Source organism: Natrinema limicola JCM 13563, from assembly GCF_000337475.1.
Taxonomy (GTDB): Archaea; Halobacteriota; Halobacteria; order Halobacteriales; family Natrialbaceae; genus Natrinema; species Natrinema limicola.
The window spans coordinates 1-16,103 of sequence record NZ_AOIT01000038.1 but is presented as its reverse complement, the minus strand read 5'-3'; the positions used below and the strand labels follow the sequence as shown (position 1 = coordinate 16,103).

The following is a 16,103-nucleotide window of genomic DNA, read 5'->3' as shown; positions in this document are numbered from 1 at the left end:
CGCGGGCCGATCGCGGTCGCCATGGCTGTTACTCCCACGCTGCTGTCCGGACATGCCGAAACCGCTTTCGGCCGACAGTAGCCGCGGCGAGCTTGATCGACATCTGGATCGGTTCGGGGGCGATCGGTGGCGTCTCTTGGATGCGTCCCAACGACGAGTCGGTGTGACCACTGGTATGCAAGTTCGAGGGCCTCGTGTGCCACCTTCAGGTGGAGTATCACGTTGGCGTAGCCTTTTGCCGACCCGTCGCGTACTATGTGCGATGTTACCACGACAACGCAGAAACGACCCGACCAGTGATCGACGGGTTGCTGCAGAGCTCACACGGCTGAAACGAAAGGTAGCGAAGACGGAAGCCGAACAACGCCGGCTGCGAAATACGATCCGTGGGCTGGCCCGCGAAACGGATGTCACGCTCGGCTGTTCGTGTCCACACTGTGAGCAGTCGTATATGCTCGTTCGAGACGGGCAGATGTACTGTCCGTCGTGTTCGAATCGACGCACGGTGTAGCCAGACAGCAGTTTGAACTGTTTGACTGTCATCCTGATCACCGCTAAAAACTATGTCACTCGTTGTGGGACGGACACAGGAGGGAACCCATGCCTATCGATAACCTCGCACGGAGTGATGTCGTTACAGCGTCGATCGACGAACCGGTTCACGAACTCGCAGCGATGATGCACGACGAAGACGTCGGGAGCATCGTCATTACCGACGACGAGCCAGTTGGGATCGTCACCGATCGCGACCTGACGATGCAGGTGCTCGGCGAGCAGGCCGATCCGGACGAGTTGATGGCTGAAGACGTGATGTCGGATGACCTCCAGACGATCGAACACGACGCCGGATTCTACGAAGCGACCGAGCTGATGAGCGAACACGGCATTCGACGGCTCCCCGTCACGGATGCAGACGGTGCCTTGCAGGGTATCATCACGGCCGATGATCTCAACGAACTCCTCGCCGAGGAACACCAGGCGCTGGCGAACGTCATTCAGGCACAACGGCCACCGTACTGACCGACCGTCCGGACCAGCTTTTCGCCCATGTCGCTGGCGTCGCAGCGGCCAGCGGACACGTTCGTTTCACTGCCGGAGCCGTCACGATAGGTGTCGATCCACCCGGGCACGCTGAACGTCTGTGGTGTGACTTTCCGTTAGCCTCGAGGCCCCTTCCTGGAGGAAGCGCACCCCCTGTTCGTAGATCGTGACGAGTTCTTCGATGAACTCTTCGAGGGTCTCGCCGTCCTCGAGGTACCCGTTCATGCGTTCGACGAGGTCGTCATCGAGTTCGATCGGCTGGACCATCACAGATGGTAACGTTCACCGAGCAAATGAAGCACACTCGTCACAGTTCGCGGTCCCGGATCTCGCCTTCGGTCTGTTGTGTGACCGCCTTGAGCCGGTCGCTGATCCGGACCTCGTATGGGTCGGGCTCGCTCACGTGCCGGCAGCGCTCGGGTAGGGCCTCGAGTTCTCGACTGGCGCGCTGCCGGATCGTCGCGAGCTCCGGCGGGGTGTAGACGAGCGATCCGTCCTCGAAAATCGGCTCGAGTTGGGGGGCTCCGGCCTCGAGCGCTTCGTCGCGTCGGGCGAGGACGTCGTACTGATACTGCCCGTCGCGTTCGACCCGATGGAGCGCTTTCTGCCCGGGATAGGTGACTTTTCCGGGCGAGAGTTTCATGCTCGGGGCGAGCGTTCCGTCGCGCTCGACGGCGGTCAGTTTGTAGACGACGCCGCTGTTGGGCGCGTCCGCGCTCGTGGTCAGTGCCGTTCCCGGACCGAACGCCGATGCGACGCCGTCGTCGTCGAAAAACTCCCGCAGGAAGAACTCGTCGACGCCCGAGGAGACGACGATGGACGCGTCGTCGACGATCTCGCGGACCTGTTTCGAAAGCGCGGTCAAATCGCCTGAATCCAGACGTACCCCGCCCAGGTCGACGTCGCGGTCAGCAGCGACAGTGACCGCTCGCCCGGCACCGGTGATCGTGTCGTAGGTGTCGACGAGATAGATCGCGTCGTCGCCGTAGACATCGGCGAACGCCGCAAACGACGCGCGTTCGCTCTCGAAACTCTGCACCCACGAGTGAGCCATCGTTCCATACGTCGGAATGCCGTATCGCTCGCCCGCTAGCATGTTCGAGGTGCCGTCGAAGCCGCCGATGTACGCCGCCCGCGCGGCCGTGAGCCCGGCGTCGGTCCCGTGGGCGCGACGGGACCCGAAGTCGACGAGGTCTTGTCCGTCGCCGTGTCTGCGAACGACGTCAGCCATGCGCGCCCCCTTCGTCGCGACGAGCGTCTGGAACCCGACCTGATTGAGCACGAACGTCTCGAACAGTTGTGCCTCGTGGATCGGCGCGGTGACCTCGAGCAACGGCTCGTTCGGGAAGACGAGTGTTCCCTCGGGGAGCGCCCGAATCTCGCCGGTGAACTCGAACGCGTCCAGATACGACAGGAACTCCGCGTCGAAGCCTTCCTCGGCCAGGTAGTCGAGCGCCCGGTCGTCGAACGCGAGAGTCTCGACGTAGTCGATCACCTGCTCGAGGCCGGCGGCGATCGCGTAGCCACGTTCTGCCGGCAGATCTCGGAAGTACAGTGAGAACGTCGCCGTCGGTGTGTGACCCGACTCGTAGTACCCTTGCAGCATGGCGAGTTCGTACCGATCGGTGAACAGCGCACGATCGTGGGGGTCGAAGGTGCCGGCTGTCGGTTGCGTCATAATCGTAGTGTGTCTGACACCGGGACGACCGAAATAGGTTGGACCCGGTTTGGACCGCTACTGGCGGCTGGTCGTTACAGCCGTCGTGATCGTCCGCTGTCGGGAGCGATCCGTGACGGTCGACGGCGACTCCTCAGCCGAAATCGTATCGACTCCCGCACACGATGACTCGAGGCGTGCCGAACGAGAATCGAATCGGATCCACAGTCTTGATCGACAACACAATAATAGAACATCGAGTTATAATTCGCCACTAAACAGTCGCAGTCTAGTGATTCTTGTCTGTACTATTGACAATTCTTTAGTCGGTTTGGCGCATCCCTGCGTACAGGTGGCGGGATTGTCCACTCGATCGTCAGTATCGCTCTCGTTTCAGGTGCTTGGAACGGTCGTCATGTTCCTCTTTGCAATCCAGCTACTGGGTTCGGCGGTCGAGACACTCTCACCGGTTCTCAGACGGATTCTCGAGCAAATCATCGTCGGCGACCGCTCGGCGCTCGGCGTGAGTTGGATCGCATCATACGTGTTAGCGAACGGCTCGATCGTTGCTGCCCTGTCGCTTACGCTGTTCCGGTCGGAACTCGTCGTCCCGTCACAGTTGTTTCTCATGGTCGTCGGCTCGCGACTCGGCGGGGCCGCGATCGTGCTCTTCATCGGGGCGTTCGATTATCTGAACGAAGAACTCGAGTCGGTAAGCGAGTCGGTGCGGCTCGGGGTGCTGACGTTTTTGCTCACTCACTCGATTTATCTGCCGGTGCTCGTGGTGGGATACGTCTTGCTCCCCGTCGTCGAATCGTGGAACGTTTCCAATCCCGTGATCGCCGGCGAGACGGGAATCGCCGATCGACTGGTACCTAAAACAGATGTGAACGTTCCAGATCTCATCCCGGTATTCACAAAGGGGATCATCAACGCTGTCGGCGCAGTCGTGGCGTTTCTCTTGGCGCTTGGGTTGATTTTCTTGAGTATGCGGCTTTTCGACCGCATACTCGACAGCGTCGACAAACAGCGGTTACGAGAGCGGTATGTGAAACGTTTGAACGACAAGTGGACCTCGTTTACCATCGGACTCGTTTTCACCGGGCTCACGATGAGTGTCGCGTTCTCCCTCGGCGTGGTCGTGCCACTCTACAACCGCGGTCATATCAAACGGCGCGAGATCATCCCGTATATCCTGGGCGCAAATATCGGAACGCTGGTCGACACGCTCATTATCGCAGTTGCGCTGAACATTCCTGTCGGCGTGCTAACTGTTGCGTTGTTACTCGGTCTCGGGTTTCTCGTCTCGTTGCTGCCGTTACTGTTCTATAACCGATATGTCAGCGGTATCTCCGTGCTCTATGAACAACTCGTCGATAACAGAGGCTACTTTATTGGCTTTCTCGTCTCACTGTTGCTCGTCCCGCTACTGCTGATCGGTTTGCAATAGGCCGGCACTATAAGCCTCGAGCCGTCGTGTCTGCCGCTGTGACCAGTGCCGAGCCACCCCCGATCGAAACCGACGGGCTGACCAAGTACTATGGGGATGTCCGCGGGCTCGAAGACCTCTCGATCGCCGTCGAACGCGGGGAGATCTTCGGCTTTCTCGGCCCGAACGGCGCGGGGAAGTCGACGGCGATTCGCGTCCTACTCGGGCTGTTGAAACCCACTGAGGGCGAAGCCCGACTGCTGGGACACGACGTCACGGACCGGACTGGGTTGCGCGAGGCGAAACGACACCTTGGCTATCTGCCGAGCGACGTGACGTTCTACGACCGGGTGACCGGCGAGGCGGTCCTCGACTACTTCGGTCAACTCAGAGGTGACGAGCGACGGGCTGATCTGCTCGAGCGGTTTCCGGTTCCCCTCGAGCGCAACGTCAAGGCGTACTCGAGCGGCAATCGCCAGAAACTCGCCATCGTCGCGACGTTCATGCACGATCCAGAGCTGGTTATCATGGACGAGCCCACGTCGGGGCTCGATCCGCTCGTCCAGAACGAGTTTTACGACCTGCTCGATGAACGCCAGGAACGAGGTGGGACGAGCTTCTTTTCCTCACACATCTTGAGCGAGGTGCGCCGCGTCTGCGATCGCGTCGGGATCATCAGGAAGGGCCGGCTGATCGAACTCGACACCGTCGACAACATCCTCGAAGCGGGTGGGACAGTCGTCACCGTCCGACTCGAAGAGAATCCACCGGCGTCGGCACTCGAGTTTCCGGGCACAGCACACGTCGAACGGCAGGACGAGACGTACCGGCTCGTGCTCGCACAGGAGTTCAACGCGCTGATCGACCGCTTACACGAGTATACCGTTCTCGATCTGACCGTCCGTGAGGCATCTATCGAGGACGTGTTCATGCATTTCTACGGCGAGTCCGATGAGGACGAGCGAGAGCGAAAAGCGCAATCGGCGTCCGACAGTTGATGCGATCGATCACCGCCGTCGAAACCACCAGATCGCCGCGAGCACGAACACGACCGCGACGGCCGCGAACGGAGCGACCGAGTCGACGTCGGTCGGCTCGTCGGTGTCAGCGATCGTGACTTGCGTCGTCACCGGATCGGTACTCGTGCGATCCCCAGTCTCGGTGTCGTAGCTGAGCGTGACCGCGACGCCGGTCGTCGTCTCGATCGCATCCGTGGACGACTCGAGGGCGAACCGAACTGTTTCTGACTCGCCACCCTCGAGCCGCCCGATGTACGCCGTCGGCGACTCGCTCGAGAGCGGTGGCGTCACGTTCAGCGTTGCGACGACGTCGGTCACCGTCTCGGAGCCGTCGTTCGTCACTCGAACCGTATAGACCCCTGATCCGTCGACTGGAATCTGGTCACGGACCGGCGTGATGTCGAACGAACGAGCATCGTCGACGGGGATCGGAACTGGGGACGGGCCGCCGGTCACGACGGTTTCGTCGTCGGTGTCGTCCTCGTCGAGGGTGTACTGGACGGTTGCGAACACCGGATAGTCTCCCGGTTCGACGCTGGCTGAACCGACGTCGATGGTGACGGTCTCGGTCTCGTCGTCGTCGAGTTCTTCGAGGGAGATCGACTGGCTCGGCTGCGGTGCCGTGGGCGGGCCAAACGTCACCATCCCCGTCGACTGGAGCGTGACGACGACGTCTGTTACGTCTTCGTCGCCGTCGTTTGTCACCTCGAAGGTCATCGTCGTCGTCTCACCCGCACGGACGGTCTCGTTCTCCGCGACGGCAACGGTGACGTTGTCATCAGCCGGCTGTAGTACGGGGAAGCCTGCCGTTTCCGCCGTCGATGGTCCTGTCCTCGAAGTGTCGATTGCCTCGGTATCGGCAGGTGCGGGCGATTCGGGGTGAGGACGAGGGCGAACGGCTGCCCCATTGGCAGTACCCTCCCCGTCGGCTGTCGGGGTCGACTCGTTGCGCTCCGTCACGTTGTCAGGAGCGCTGACTTGCGGCGCAACGACACCACCGCCATCGGGAAGCGCAGTGACGCTGCCGGTGCCGCTTGCGAACACCACCGCGGCGAGCACGAAGGTGACGACGACAGTGCGGCGACGTCGTCGCCGTGTCGACGCACGCTTCGCGTCCGTCATATCCGATCCGAAACGGGCGATTACGGCATAAACCACGAGGCCTGTTCCAGCCGCGAACGACTGACTTACTCGAGCGCTCGCTGACCAACAACGTGTTACGTCGCGCCGTCTCGTCCGACGGTCCGGCACCTATAAGCCGCTGTCGCCCGTCCGAACGCGACGGTTCGACGCCGCATGCTCGAGATCACCTCGTTCGAGGCGGGCCGTCGGCTCCGCGGGTCGCTGTTACTCGCCGGTGCGCTGATCGCGTTGATCGTGCTTACGGTCGCGCTCTTTCCGTCGATCGAGGAGACGGGTGTCGATTTCGACGCCTATCTCGAGTCGCTCCCACCGGAGGCGACGCGGGCGTTTGTCGGGAGCGTGACGACGCTGACGACGATCGAGGGGTATCTCGTCTCGCAGCTCTACCAGTTCGGCTGGGTGTTGCTGCTCGCGATCTACTACGCGTACGCCGCCGCATCGACGGTCGCCGGTGAGATCGAACGTGGCACGGCAGAGGTGATGCTGACGTTACCGATCTCGCGGACGCGGTTCGTCGTCGCGAAGTTTCTGTCACTCGTGCCGGGACTGGTCATCGTCAACGCGATCACCTTTCTGGCGATCTATCTCGGCGTGGAACTCATCGGTGAATCGGTTTCCGTGAGCCGGCTGTTTGCCATCCACGCGTACTCCATCGCGTACTTACTCGCCTGTGCTGGCGTCGGACTGGCCGCTTCAGTCACGTTCGATTCCGTCCGTCGGGCACAGACCGTGGGTGCAGGAACCGTCTTTGGGCTGTTTTTGCTCGATACGTTCACCTTCGACACCGAGTACGAGTGGCTCGGCGATATCGCGTTCTCACGCTACTTCGATCCGGGCGCGATTCTCGTCGATGGCGATCTCTCGTGGTCCGATCTGTCACTCCTTGTGGTCGCCGTCGTCGTCCTCGTCGTTTTGAGTAGCGAATTCTTCGAGCGGCGCGATCTCTCCGGGTGAGATCGCTCGTTCGACGACCCGGAATACGCTTTTGAGACTGGGCGTCGCATGATGTGATGATGCCACATACCCTGCTGGTCCCGTTCGACGGGTCGCCGCTGTCCAAACGCGCACTCGAGTACGCGGTCGACGAATACGACGATGTCTCTATCGTCGTACTTCACGTGATCGACCCGAACGACCCTGGCTACAGCTCCGCCGTCGATGTCGATGTCCGAACCGAACCGCTTCACGGATCCGACGCCTGGTACGACCGTGCCCACGAGGTCGAAGCACAACTCTTCGACGAGGCGCGCGAACTGATCGGCGATATCGACGGCGAGGTCACGACTGAATCAACGGTCGGCGACCCAGCACGCGAAATCGTCGACTACGCCGACGCACACGACATCGACGAGATCGTCATCGGGAGCCACGGCCGCTCCGAGGCGAGTCGAACCTTACTCGGGAGCGTCGCCGAACTGGTCGTTCGCCGCTCGCCGGTGAGCGTCAGCGTGGTTCGCGGTTCGGAGACACGATAACTGGCACAAGGGTGCTCATCGCTGCTCGACGAGCGCGTCGGTCTTGCTCCGCACCCGGATCGGCTCGCGGTCCGCAGCCAGCGTCTCCGCCGCGGCGCGTTTGCTCCCCGTCTCCGCGTAGATGGTATAGAGATCGTCGCCGAGCTCGACCGGGTCGGCTGTCGACGTGTGGATGACGAGCCCGGCGCGGCTGTCCTTCGGTGCCCCTGCCCGCCGCGCGAGGTCACAGAGCTGTCTGTTGTCGACGCTCGTCACGACGCCAGCGCGGTCGGCCTGCACGGTCGTCGATTCGGAGCCCGGCTCGAGGTCGTCTGGTTCGATGTCCGGATCGCCGTCCTGTGCCGCGACGATGCGCCGGAATCGATCGAGTGCTGCCCCTGACTCGAGGAGATCGGCTGCCGACGCGTCGACGCCGCAGTGTGTAAGGAGCATCTCGGCCAGCCGAACCGACTTCAACCGGAGCGACTCCGGGCCGTCGCCGTGCAAGACGGCGAGGACGTCCCGGGCCTCGAGAAGAGGGCCGACACCGTGACCGATCGGCTCCGTCCCGTGGGTGATCGCGCAGGTGACCGCCACATCGAGATGGGCGCCGACGCGCTTGATGTCGTCGGCGAGTTCGCGGGCGTCGGCGAGGCTCTCGACTTTCGCACCCTCACCGTAGGGAATGTCGATCACGACGTGTGTCGAGCCGGCACTGCGCTTTTTCGAGAGCACCGAGGCCATGAGTTGGCCCGGCGGGTCGATCGACAGCGGGTTTTCGGCGCGGATGATCGCGTCGTCGACCGGCGAGAGGTCGACGCCGCCGCCCCAGACGAGACAGCCGTTGGCCTCGGCCACGATCGACTCGATTTCGGCCATCGAAAACTCGACGTCACAGAAGACCTCCACGACATCTGCGGTTCCGGCTGGCGAGGTCACGGCACGCGAGGAGGTCTTTGGCATCGTCAGACCGGCGGCTGCGACGATCGAGACGATGATCGGCGTGACGCAGTTGCCCGCCACGCCGCCGATCGAGTGTTTGTCGGCGACGACTGGCGCGTCCCACGAGAGTTGCCGGCCGATGTCGGTCATCGCCCGCGTGAGGTGTTTGGTCTCCTGTAAGGAGAGCCCGTTTGCATACACCGCCGACACGTACGCGCTCAGTTCGATGTCCGACAGCCGGTTTTCGTGGATGTCCTTGACGATCGCCTCGAGTTCGTCGTCCTCGAGTTCGATATCGTTCAACTTCTTGCGGACGTACTGGACCGATTGCGGTGTTCCGGCAAGCGCCACGTCGACGGGACCGCAAACGTGGTGCAGCGGCTCGGTCACCCCGAGGACGCCCTGCTCGACCAGTTCGTCGGTTACTTTGACGATCCCCGTTGTCGTGCCGTTTTCGTCGATCCGGAGCCGATCGAGCGGGTGCGCACCGAGCTCGGTCGCGTCGACAGTGTTCAACAGAACAAGTGGCCGGGTCGTTCCGATGTCGATCCGGGTGGTCTCGAGTCGCATTCGTCCATGCCAAATGATACCAACAAGCAAAACGATATGGGGCGGGTCTCGCGCCCCTGATCGTGGCGAGTCGTCGCTAATGACCGACGGTAGCACGACATAGTCCTCGCGAGTGATCAGTGGGTGGCGCTACTAAGACAGCAGGCGTCGAACGGAGACTATGTCGGAATCGAACCTCGTGTCTATTCCGGTCGACGACGTCGAACTCGAGGGAAAACTCGTCGTTCCCGAGGGGGCAAACGGGCTCGTCGTCTTCGCCCACGGGAGCGGGAGTAGCCGGAAGAGCCCGCGAAACAACTACGTCGCCGACGTGATCCGACAGCGGGGGCTGGGAACGCTGCTGTTCGACCTACTCACCGAAGCCGAAGATCAACGACGCGAAAACCGCTTCGACATTCCGCTGTTGACCGACCGACTCGTCGCGGTCACCGAGTGGCTGCGAGACCGCCCTCAAACTGCACCGCTTCGGTACGGCTACTTCGGCTCGAGTACCGGTGCCGCGTCGGCGCTGCGCGGAGCGGCCCGCGACGCGACCGACATCGATGCCGTCGTCTCCCGTGGTGGCCGCGTCGACCTCGCGACACCGGTTCTCGAGGACGTCACAGCCCCCGTGTTACTCATCGTCGGCGGCAACGACATGCAGGTGCTCGACTTGAATCGCGACGCTGCCAACGCGCTCACTTGCGAAACCGAACTGCACGTCGTCGAAGGCGCAGGCCACCTCTTCGAGGGCCCGGGCCAACTCGAGGAGGTCGCCGACGTTGCTGCCGACTGGTTCGAGGCAAACCTGGGATAATCGATCGACACTGCAGTGACCGTCTCGGGCGGCGTCGCTCGTGCTGAGACGGGTTCCTGTCACGGGCTCCCGGGGGACCGCAGGACGGTCGCGGCCGGCCGGAACTGACTTGACGGAGTCCGTCTGAGTCGCTTTCGATAGACGAGCCACTATATTCATTACTTCAGGAGCGCTAATACAATTGTGGGTCGATCCCACGCGCTGTCGCCCGCGAACCACGGTGGCGGGACGCCCAGCCCTCCACCGCACTTGTGCCATTATGTCACGTCCGAATCACTCGTGAGTGGCGATACTCGAGTGAGTCTCGCGTCGTTTTCACAAGGCAGTCTCACCACACCGTTCTGATTTAGATACTTCTCAGATCAGTTACTAAGCGGAGACGATAGGTGTCATCCTATTAAAACAACAACCACATTACGAAGGCGATCACAGCCCAATATCGTTTCCGCGGAGCCGTCGAGCTGCCGCTCCTCAGCCTATTCTTCCGGAAAACGGACCGATTACATCGTCGACGCAGCGGCACTCGACCTAGTCGAGAGTGAACTCGGATCGGCTCGATCTCGAATATAACTCTAAGCGAGAAATTAGAATAGCCATATTATTCCTGTCACGTTCAGGTGGTCACCAGAAGAACCTACTGGTCTCGTGAGCGAACTCGAGTGTCTTTTTGCCTACCGGTCGGGTGCGTTCTCGCGAACGAACTCGATCGTCTCTTCGATCGACGTTCCGGGGCCGAAGATAGCCGCAACACCTGCGTCCTCGAGTTCGTCGCGGTCCTCATCCGGAATGACGCCACCGGCGAGCACGAGCGTGTCGTCTTTCGCGCCGTATTCTTCCAAGCCGTCCATGATCTTCGGGACGAGCGTGTCGTGGGCCCCGGAGAGAATCGAGATACCGAGGACGTCGATGTCCTCCTGGACTGCGGCCTGAACGATGTCGTCTGGTGCCTTGTGTAGTCCGGAGTAGATGACTTCGAAGCCGGCGTCACGGAACGCTCGAGAGATGACGTGTGCGCCACGGTCGTGGCCGTCGAGACCGACTTTTGCTACCATACATCGAATCGTCCGCTCATCGTTCCCGGTACTCATGGATCGCGGTTCGAAGAGGAGATGTATGATTCTATCGGAGTCAGACAGTTTGACCGTCGAAACGGCGCTTCCCACCGGGGAAAGAATTAATCTCGGATAGATAGATGATACCATATGACAATTCGAGACGCCACAACCGACGATATCGACGCGATTCAACGCGTCGCCCACTCCTCGTGGGAAGCAGATTATCCGGACATTCTAAGCCGCGAGTCGATTCAGGAAGGGGTCGACGACTGGTACACCGAGGCGTTGATTCGCGACTCGATCATCTGGTCGCAGGCACTCATGCTGGTCGCCGAGCGAGACGGCTCGATCGTTGGGTTCGCACACGCCACGTTCGAGCCGGACGAACACACGGGAACGATCCTTCGCGTGTACGTCGACCCCGACCACCGCGGTGAGGGAATCGGGAGCGACCTTCTGACCGAGACTCGAGACCGGCTGTTCGAGCAGGGGGTCGAGCAACTCCGCGCGATGGTGCTTGCAGCAAACGACATCGGCAACGAGTTCTACCAAGCGTTTGGCTTCGAACAGACGGCAACCGAACCAGTCACGATCGGCGACGAACGCTACGAAGAGTGTACGTACACCCTCGAGCGCGAATCTAGGACACAGTGACGGAAGGCTGTATCAGACCGGGCTGATCTCCTCTCGATAGGCGCCGTGGTGGTCTTCGAAGACCTGCATGATCTCGCCCATCGTCGCGTAGGCCTTGACGGCGTCGACGATGGCGGGCATGACGTTCTCGTCGCGTTCGATCGCGTCCGACAGGGCCTCGAGCGTCGCGTCGACTGCCTCGTCGTCGCGGTCGGCTTTGACCTGTTCTAAGCGCTCGAGCTGGCGGTCCCGAGTCGTTGCGTCGACGTGTAACAGCTCCGGCGAGGTGTCTTCCTCGATGGTATACTCGTTGACGCCGACGACGACTTCCTCGCCGCGTTCGACGCGTTGCTGGTACTCGTAGCTTGCTTCCTGGATCTCGCGGTGGTAGTAGCCCTGGTTGATGCCGTTGAGGACGCCGTCGCGGACCGAGCCGTCGCCCATCTCTTTGATCTCCTCGAGATAGGCCATGATCTCGGCTTCCATCTCGTTGGTGAGTTTCTCGATGGCGAAGGACCCACCCAGCGGATCGACGATGTCTGCCGCGCCGGATTCCTCGGCGATGATCTGCTGGGTCCGTAGGGCGACGCGGACGGCCTTCTCGCTTGGCAGCGCCAGCGCCTCGTCGAAGCTGTTGGTGTGCAGCGACTGCGTGCCACCGAAGACACCGGCCAGCGCCTGAATCGTCACCCGGACGATGTTGTTCAGGGGCTGCTGGGCCGTCAGCGACTGGCCCGCTGTCTGGGTGTGGAACTTCATGCGCTTGGATTCGGGCTCGTCCGCGCCATACCAGTCGTCCATCACGCGAGCGTAGACGCGACGTGCGGCTCGGAACTTCGCGACCTCCTCGAAGATCGAGTTGTGCGAGTTGAAGAAAAACGACAGCAGCGGGCCGAACTCGTCGACGTCGAGTCCGCGCTCGAGACAGTCCTCGACGTAGGCGAAGCCATCAGCGAGCGTAAAGGCGGCTTCCTGGGCCGCAGTCGACCCGGCCTCGCGGATGTGATAGCCCGAAATCGAGACGGGGTGGAACTTCGGTGTCTCCTCGACGGCGAACTCGATCGTGTCCGTGACGACCTTGAGGGAGGGTTCGGGCGGAATGACCCACTCTTTCTGTGCAATGAATTCCTTTAACATGTCGTTCTGGAGCGTGCCCCTAACCTCGTCACGGGGGACGCCCTGCTGATCGGCCAGCGCGATGTACATCGCGTAGATGACCGCCGCCGACGGGTTGATCGTAAAGGAGGTCGACACTTCGCCGATGTCGATGCCGTCGAACAGCACCTCCATGTCCCGGAGCGTGTCGACGGCGACGCCTTCCTTGCCAACCTCGCCTTCGCTCATCGGGTGGTCCGAGTCGATTCCCATCAGCGAGGGCATGTCGAAGGCCGTCGAGAGGCCGGTCTGACCTTCGTCGATCAGGTAGTGAAAGCGCTCGTTGGTCTCCTCTGCGGTCCCAAAGCCGGCGAACTGGCGCATCGTCCACGTACGCCCGCGGTACATCGTAGGGTACGGCCCCCGCGTGTACGGCGGCTCGCCAGGGAAGCCGAGATCGTCCTCGAAGTCGAGATCGGCGATGTCCGCGGGCGTGTAGAGGCGGTCGACCTCGTGGTTCGAGACCGTCGCGAACCGCTCTTTGCGTTCCCCGTGTTCCAAAAACGGCTCGAGCGTCTCCCCTTCCCACGATTCCCGTTGCTGGGCGATCGCTTCCAGCTCCTCTTTGTCGAACATTGTCTAACGTATAGATGCAACTCTTCTAAAGTGTTGCCCCGGTCAGGGTGGCTGTCCGGCGGCATCGATGATCGACAGCAGGTATGCTGTTCGTATGTTCGTCACACGTCACCTACTACCAATAGTAACAAAAGCTATAAGAACGGCACTTCTGATTAGCAAGGTATGGGTGTTAATTACACCACAGAAGTAGGCCGCTTCGAGTGGGATATTCCGGACTCGTACGCGATCACGTCGGTCGTCGCAGACCACGCCGACTCCGTCGGTGATCGTGTCGCCGTCCGGTTCTTAGACGACAAGGGGACCCAGGAGGAACGAACCTATGCCGACGTCCGGGACGATATGAACCGCTTTGCCAACGGCCTCGAGACCCTCGGCGTCGGACAGGGCGACCGAATCATGCACCTGTTCCCGCGCCACCCCGACGCCTTCGCGATGCAAGTCGGGGCGCTGGCGACCGGCTCGCTGTTGGTCCCCTGCTCGTCGATGCTGCGCTCGAAGGACATCGAGTTCCGGGCGAACGACTGCAACGCGACGAGTATCGTTGTCCACGAATCGCTGACCGACATGGTCGAGCCGGTCCTCGAGGAGACGCCACTCGAGCGGGTCATCGTCCTCGACGGCTCCGACGACGACCTGCAGGGCGAGGGATGGACGACGGTCGCAGCCGTCATGGCCGACGAGTCAGCCGACTACGACGGCCCCGAACTGACCGCCGAGGACCCGATGACGATCAACTACACCAGCGGGACGACTGGCCAGCCCAAGCCGGTCTTACACAAACACCGCTGGCAGTACTGCTTCAACCGGATCAACGCACCCTACTGGTGGGGCATCGACGAGGAGACGAATCTCGATGACGAACTGCTGTGGGCGACGACCGGTACCGGCTGGGCGAAGTGGTTCTGGAGCCCGGTCGGCGTTGGCCTGACGACGGGGGCGACCCAGCTCATCTACGACGGCGAGTTCGAGCCCGACACCTTCCTCGAGATTCTCGAAGCCGAGGGCGTCACCAAGCTCTGTGCCGTCCCGACCCAGTACCGGATGTTCGCCAACGCCGACCTCGCAGACTACGACGTCCAGCTGAACGACGCGCTTTCGGCGGGCGAACCGCTCAACCGCGAGCCGATCGAACGCATTCAGGATGCCTGGGGAGTGACCCCACGCGACGGCTACGGCCAGACCGAGACCGTCGCGCTCGTGACGAACTACCCCGGAATCGACGTCAAGCCCGGCAGCATGGGCAAGCCGACGCCCGGCGTCGGCACAACGATCATCGACGTCGACGACGAGGAAGAGGTCGAGGCCGGCGAGATCGGCGAGATCGCCGTGCCGGTCGACTCGCCGGCGATCTTCGACGGCTACTACGAGAAACCGGAACTCGACGAAGCGAAACTCTCCGGGGAGTACTACCGCACGGGCGATCTCGCCTCCCGCGACGAGGACGGCTACTTCTTCTTCGAGGGCCGGGCAGACGACATCATCATCTCGTCGGGCTACCGGATCGGCCCCTTCGAGGTCGAGGACGCGCTCGTCAGCCACGATGCCGTCGCCGAGGCTGCCGTCGTCGACAGCCCACACGAGGAACGCGGCAGCGTCGTCAAGGCCTACGTGATCCTCGCCGAGGGCTACGAGGGTAGTGACGAGTTGAAAGACGAACTACAGGACTTCATGAAAGCGGAGACGGCCCCCTACAAGTACCCCCGGCGGATCGAGTTCACCGACGAACTCCCCAAAACCTCGAGCGGGAAGATCCGCCGCATCGAACTCCGCAAAGAAGAGCAACAGAAACACGGCCTGTAGCGGGCCGACGACCGCTCGAGTGTGGTTTCTGTCGCGGTTCAGACTCGATCGCTTACTCGGCCGGACGGAAGACGATCGTCTGCTCGTCGGTCGTCTCGTTCGATTCGACGGTCGCGGTGACGCGGTCGCCGATTTCGACGTCCGCCTGGTCGATACCCCGCACGACGCCCGTAAGCCGGACGCCATCGAAGTCGACGACGGCGGTGACGTAGGGTGCGTCGTCCTCGAACTGCGGCGTCGGGACGAACACGGTCGTGTGCGTGACGATCTCGCCGGACGCTGGCAGGTCCCGTTCCGTGAGCTCGCGGTCGCCACAGTGTGGGCAGGCACGCCGTGGCGGCAGCAGGCCGTGATCGTTCTCGCAGACGAGATAATAGCCCTCGCCCTCTGCGAGCGCCTCGAGGAACGCGTCGTACTCGCCGTTGGTCACGTCAGTCATTACTCCATCACCTCCAGGACGTGAACAGTCGCACTGGCGACCGTCCCACCGGCGTTCTGGGCGACGCCGATCGTCGCGTCGTCGTCGACGGCGTCAGCGCGCGGGTGGGTGCCGTCGAGTAGCGTCGCGATGGCCGCCACCTGTGCGGCACCGGTCGCACCCACCGGATGGCCCTTCGCTTTCAGGCCGCCCGAGAGGTTCACCGGCAGCTCACCATCCCGGCGCGTCTCGCCACGGCGGGCCGCTCCGATCGCCTCACCGTGACTATAGAGCCCAAGCGCCTCGAGCGCCAGCACTTCCGCGATGGTAAAGCAGTCGTGGACCTCCACGAGGGAGATGTCGCTGGGCTCGATATCGGCGTCGTCATAAGCTTCTTCTGCGGCCTCGCGAG

Annotated in this window: 17 protein-coding genes; 9 read left to right on the top strand and 8 right to left on the bottom strand. The window is 62.1% G+C overall.

All coding sequences use genetic code 11. The annotated features are described in order from the left end of the window. The first annotated feature begins 262 nt into the window (after positions 1-262). Positions 263-511 carry a hypothetical protein gene (locus C476_RS10575; protein ID WP_008012674.1) on the top strand — a complete coding sequence of 83 codons (249 nt, stop codon included), beginning with the start codon at positions 263-265 and terminating at the stop codon, positions 509-511. Between the two features lie 89 nt (positions 512-600). Further along, entirely contained in the window at positions 601-1,020 is a 420-nt protein-coding gene (locus C476_RS10570; RefSeq protein ID WP_008012672.1) for a CBS domain-containing protein, read from the top strand. An 81-nt stretch (positions 1,021-1,101) separates the two neighbouring features. Here the strand turns inward: C476_RS10570 and C476_RS10565 are convergent, their stop codons facing one another. Next, complete coding sequence (locus C476_RS10565; RefSeq protein ID WP_008012670.1) at positions 1,102-1,308, bottom strand: DUF7557 family protein; 207 nt, start codon at positions 1,306-1,308, stop codon at positions 1,102-1,104. 40 nt (positions 1,309-1,348) lie between these two features. Next, entirely contained in the window at positions 1,349-2,719 is a 1,371-nt protein-coding gene (locus tag C476_RS10560; protein ID WP_008012668.1) for a nicotinate phosphoribosyltransferase, read from the bottom strand. 331 nt (positions 2,720-3,050) lie between these two features. On the opposite strand from C476_RS10560, the gene C476_RS10555 reads away from it, so the two are divergent. Both C476_RS10555 and C476_RS10550 read left to right on the top strand, forming a co-directional pair. Next, positions 3,051-4,148 (top strand): sodium:phosphate symporter, encoded by a 1,098-nt coding sequence (locus C476_RS10555; protein WP_241430484.1) that lies wholly within the window; start codon positions 3,051-3,053, stop codon positions 4,146-4,148. A gap of 38 nt (positions 4,149-4,186) precedes the next feature. Then, the gene (locus C476_RS10550) at positions 4,187-5,125 is read left to right on the top strand and encodes an ABC transporter ATP-binding protein (protein ID WP_008012664.1); all 939 of its coding nucleotides are present in this window, start codon (positions 4,187-4,189) and stop codon (positions 5,123-5,125) included. 9 nt (positions 5,126-5,134) lie between these two features. On the opposite strand, the gene C476_RS10545 is transcribed toward C476_RS10550, so the two are convergent. Further along, positions 5,135-6,268, bottom strand: a complete 1,134-nt coding sequence (locus tag C476_RS10545; RefSeq protein ID WP_008012662.1) for a COG1361 S-layer family protein — start codon at positions 6,266-6,268, stop codon at positions 5,135-5,137. Between the two features lie 174 nt (positions 6,269-6,442). Here C476_RS10545 and C476_RS10540 point away from each other — a divergent pair, with 174 nt between their 5' ends. Together C476_RS10540 and C476_RS10535 are read left to right on the top strand one after the other, a co-directional pair. Beyond that, positions 6,443-7,243, top strand: coding sequence for an ABC transporter permease (locus C476_RS10540; protein ID WP_008012661.1), 801 nt, complete (start codon positions 6,443-6,445; stop codon positions 7,241-7,243). A gap of 59 nt (positions 7,244-7,302) precedes the next feature. Then, positions 7,303-7,764, top strand: coding sequence for a universal stress protein (locus C476_RS10535; RefSeq protein WP_049911758.1), 462 nt, complete (start codon positions 7,303-7,305; stop codon positions 7,762-7,764). A 15-nt stretch (positions 7,765-7,779) separates the two neighbouring features. Here the strand turns inward: C476_RS10535 and C476_RS10530 are convergent, their stop codons facing one another. Beyond that, positions 7,780-9,255: an AMP phosphorylase gene (locus tag C476_RS10530; protein ID WP_008012656.1), complete on the bottom strand. Its 1,476-nt coding sequence runs from the start codon at positions 9,253-9,255 to the stop codon at positions 7,780-7,782. 160 nt (positions 9,256-9,415) lie between these two features. Here C476_RS10530 and C476_RS10525 point away from each other — a divergent pair, with 160 nt between their 5' ends. Further along, positions 9,416-10,051, top strand: a complete 636-nt coding sequence (locus C476_RS10525; RefSeq protein ID WP_008012654.1) for a dienelactone hydrolase family protein — start codon at positions 9,416-9,418, stop codon at positions 10,049-10,051. Positions 10,052-10,722: 671 nt separating this feature from the next. Here the strand turns inward: C476_RS10525 and C476_RS10520 are convergent. Beyond that, the gene (locus C476_RS10520; protein ID WP_008012652.1) at positions 10,723-11,139 is read right to left on the bottom strand and encodes a cobalamin B12-binding domain-containing protein; all 417 of its coding nucleotides are present in this window, start codon (positions 11,137-11,139) and stop codon (positions 10,723-10,725) included. A 114-nt stretch (positions 11,140-11,253) separates the two neighbouring features. On the opposite strand from C476_RS10520, the gene C476_RS10515 reads away from it, so the two are divergent. Next, positions 11,254-11,760: a GNAT family N-acetyltransferase gene (locus C476_RS10515; RefSeq protein ID WP_008012650.1), complete on the top strand. Its 507-nt coding sequence runs from the start codon at positions 11,254-11,256 to the stop codon at positions 11,758-11,760. Positions 11,761-11,772: 12 nt separating this feature from the next. On the opposite strand, the gene C476_RS10510 is transcribed toward C476_RS10515, so the two are convergent. Then, a complete protein-coding gene (locus C476_RS10510; protein ID WP_008012647.1) occupies positions 11,773-13,470 on the bottom strand; it encodes an acyl-CoA mutase large subunit family protein in 1,698 nt (565 codons plus the stop codon). A gap of 165 nt (positions 13,471-13,635) precedes the next feature. Here C476_RS10510 and C476_RS10505 point away from each other — a divergent pair, with 165 nt between their 5' ends. Beyond that, positions 13,636-15,273 carry an acyl-CoA synthetase gene (locus tag C476_RS10505; RefSeq protein WP_008012645.1) on the top strand — a complete coding sequence of 546 codons (1,638 nt, stop codon included), beginning with the start codon at positions 13,636-13,638 and terminating at the stop codon, positions 15,271-15,273. 52 nt (positions 15,274-15,325) lie between these two features. Here C476_RS10505 and C476_RS10500 read toward each other — a convergent pair whose 3' ends face one another. Then, positions 15,326-15,712: a Zn-ribbon domain-containing OB-fold protein gene (locus C476_RS10500; protein ID WP_008012644.1), complete on the bottom strand. Its 387-nt coding sequence runs from the start codon at positions 15,710-15,712 to the stop codon at positions 15,326-15,328. Next, the coding region (locus C476_RS10495; protein WP_008012641.1) for a thiolase C-terminal domain-containing protein at positions 15,712-16,103 on the bottom strand (392 nt) is incomplete at its 5' end. The genes C476_RS10500 and C476_RS10495, both read right to left, overlap by 1 nt.

Bases quoted from the DNA above. Each gene is read 5' to 3' on its own strand.
- C476_RS10575 (WP_008012674.1), top strand. From the start codon at position 263: ATGTTACCACGACAACGCAGAAACGACCCGACCAGTGATCGACGGGTT.
- C476_RS10570 (WP_008012672.1), top strand. From the start codon at position 601: ATGCCTATCGATAACCTCGCACGGAGTGATGTCGTTACAGCGTCGATC.
- C476_RS10565 (WP_008012670.1), bottom strand. From the start codon at position 1,308: ATGGTCCAGCCGATCGAACTCGATGACGACCTCGTCGAACGCATGAAC.
- C476_RS10560 (WP_008012668.1), bottom strand. From the start codon at position 2,719: ATGACGCAACCGACAGCCGGCACCTTCGACCCCCACGATCGTGCGCTG.
- C476_RS10545 (WP_008012662.1), bottom strand. From the start codon at position 6,268: ATGACGGACGCGAAGCGTGCGTCGACACGGCGACGACGTCGCCGCACT.
- C476_RS10540 (WP_008012661.1), top strand. From the start codon at position 6,443: ATGCTCGAGATCACCTCGTTCGAGGCGGGCCGTCGGCTCCGCGGGTCG.
- C476_RS10535 (WP_049911758.1), top strand. From the start codon at position 7,303: ATGCCACATACCCTGCTGGTCCCGTTCGACGGGTCGCCGCTGTCCAAA.
- C476_RS10530 (WP_008012656.1), bottom strand. From the start codon at position 9,255: ATGCGACTCGAGACCACCCGGATCGACATCGGAACGACCCGGCCACTT.
- C476_RS10525 (WP_008012654.1), top strand. From the start codon at position 9,416: ATGTCGGAATCGAACCTCGTGTCTATTCCGGTCGACGACGTCGAACTC.
- C476_RS10520 (WP_008012652.1), bottom strand. From the start codon at position 11,139: ATGAGTACCGGGAACGATGAGCGGACGATTCGATGTATGGTAGCAAAA.
- C476_RS10515 (WP_008012650.1), top strand. From the start codon at position 11,254: ATGACAATTCGAGACGCCACAACCGACGATATCGACGCGATTCAACGC.
- C476_RS10510 (WP_008012647.1), bottom strand. From the start codon at position 13,470: ATGTTCGACAAAGAGGAGCTGGAAGCGATCGCCCAGCAACGGGAATCG.
- C476_RS10505 (WP_008012645.1), top strand. From the start codon at position 13,636: ATGGGTGTTAATTACACCACAGAAGTAGGCCGCTTCGAGTGGGATATT.
- C476_RS10500 (WP_008012644.1), bottom strand. From the start codon at position 15,712: ATGACTGACGTGACCAACGGCGAGTACGACGCGTTCCTCGAGGCGCTC.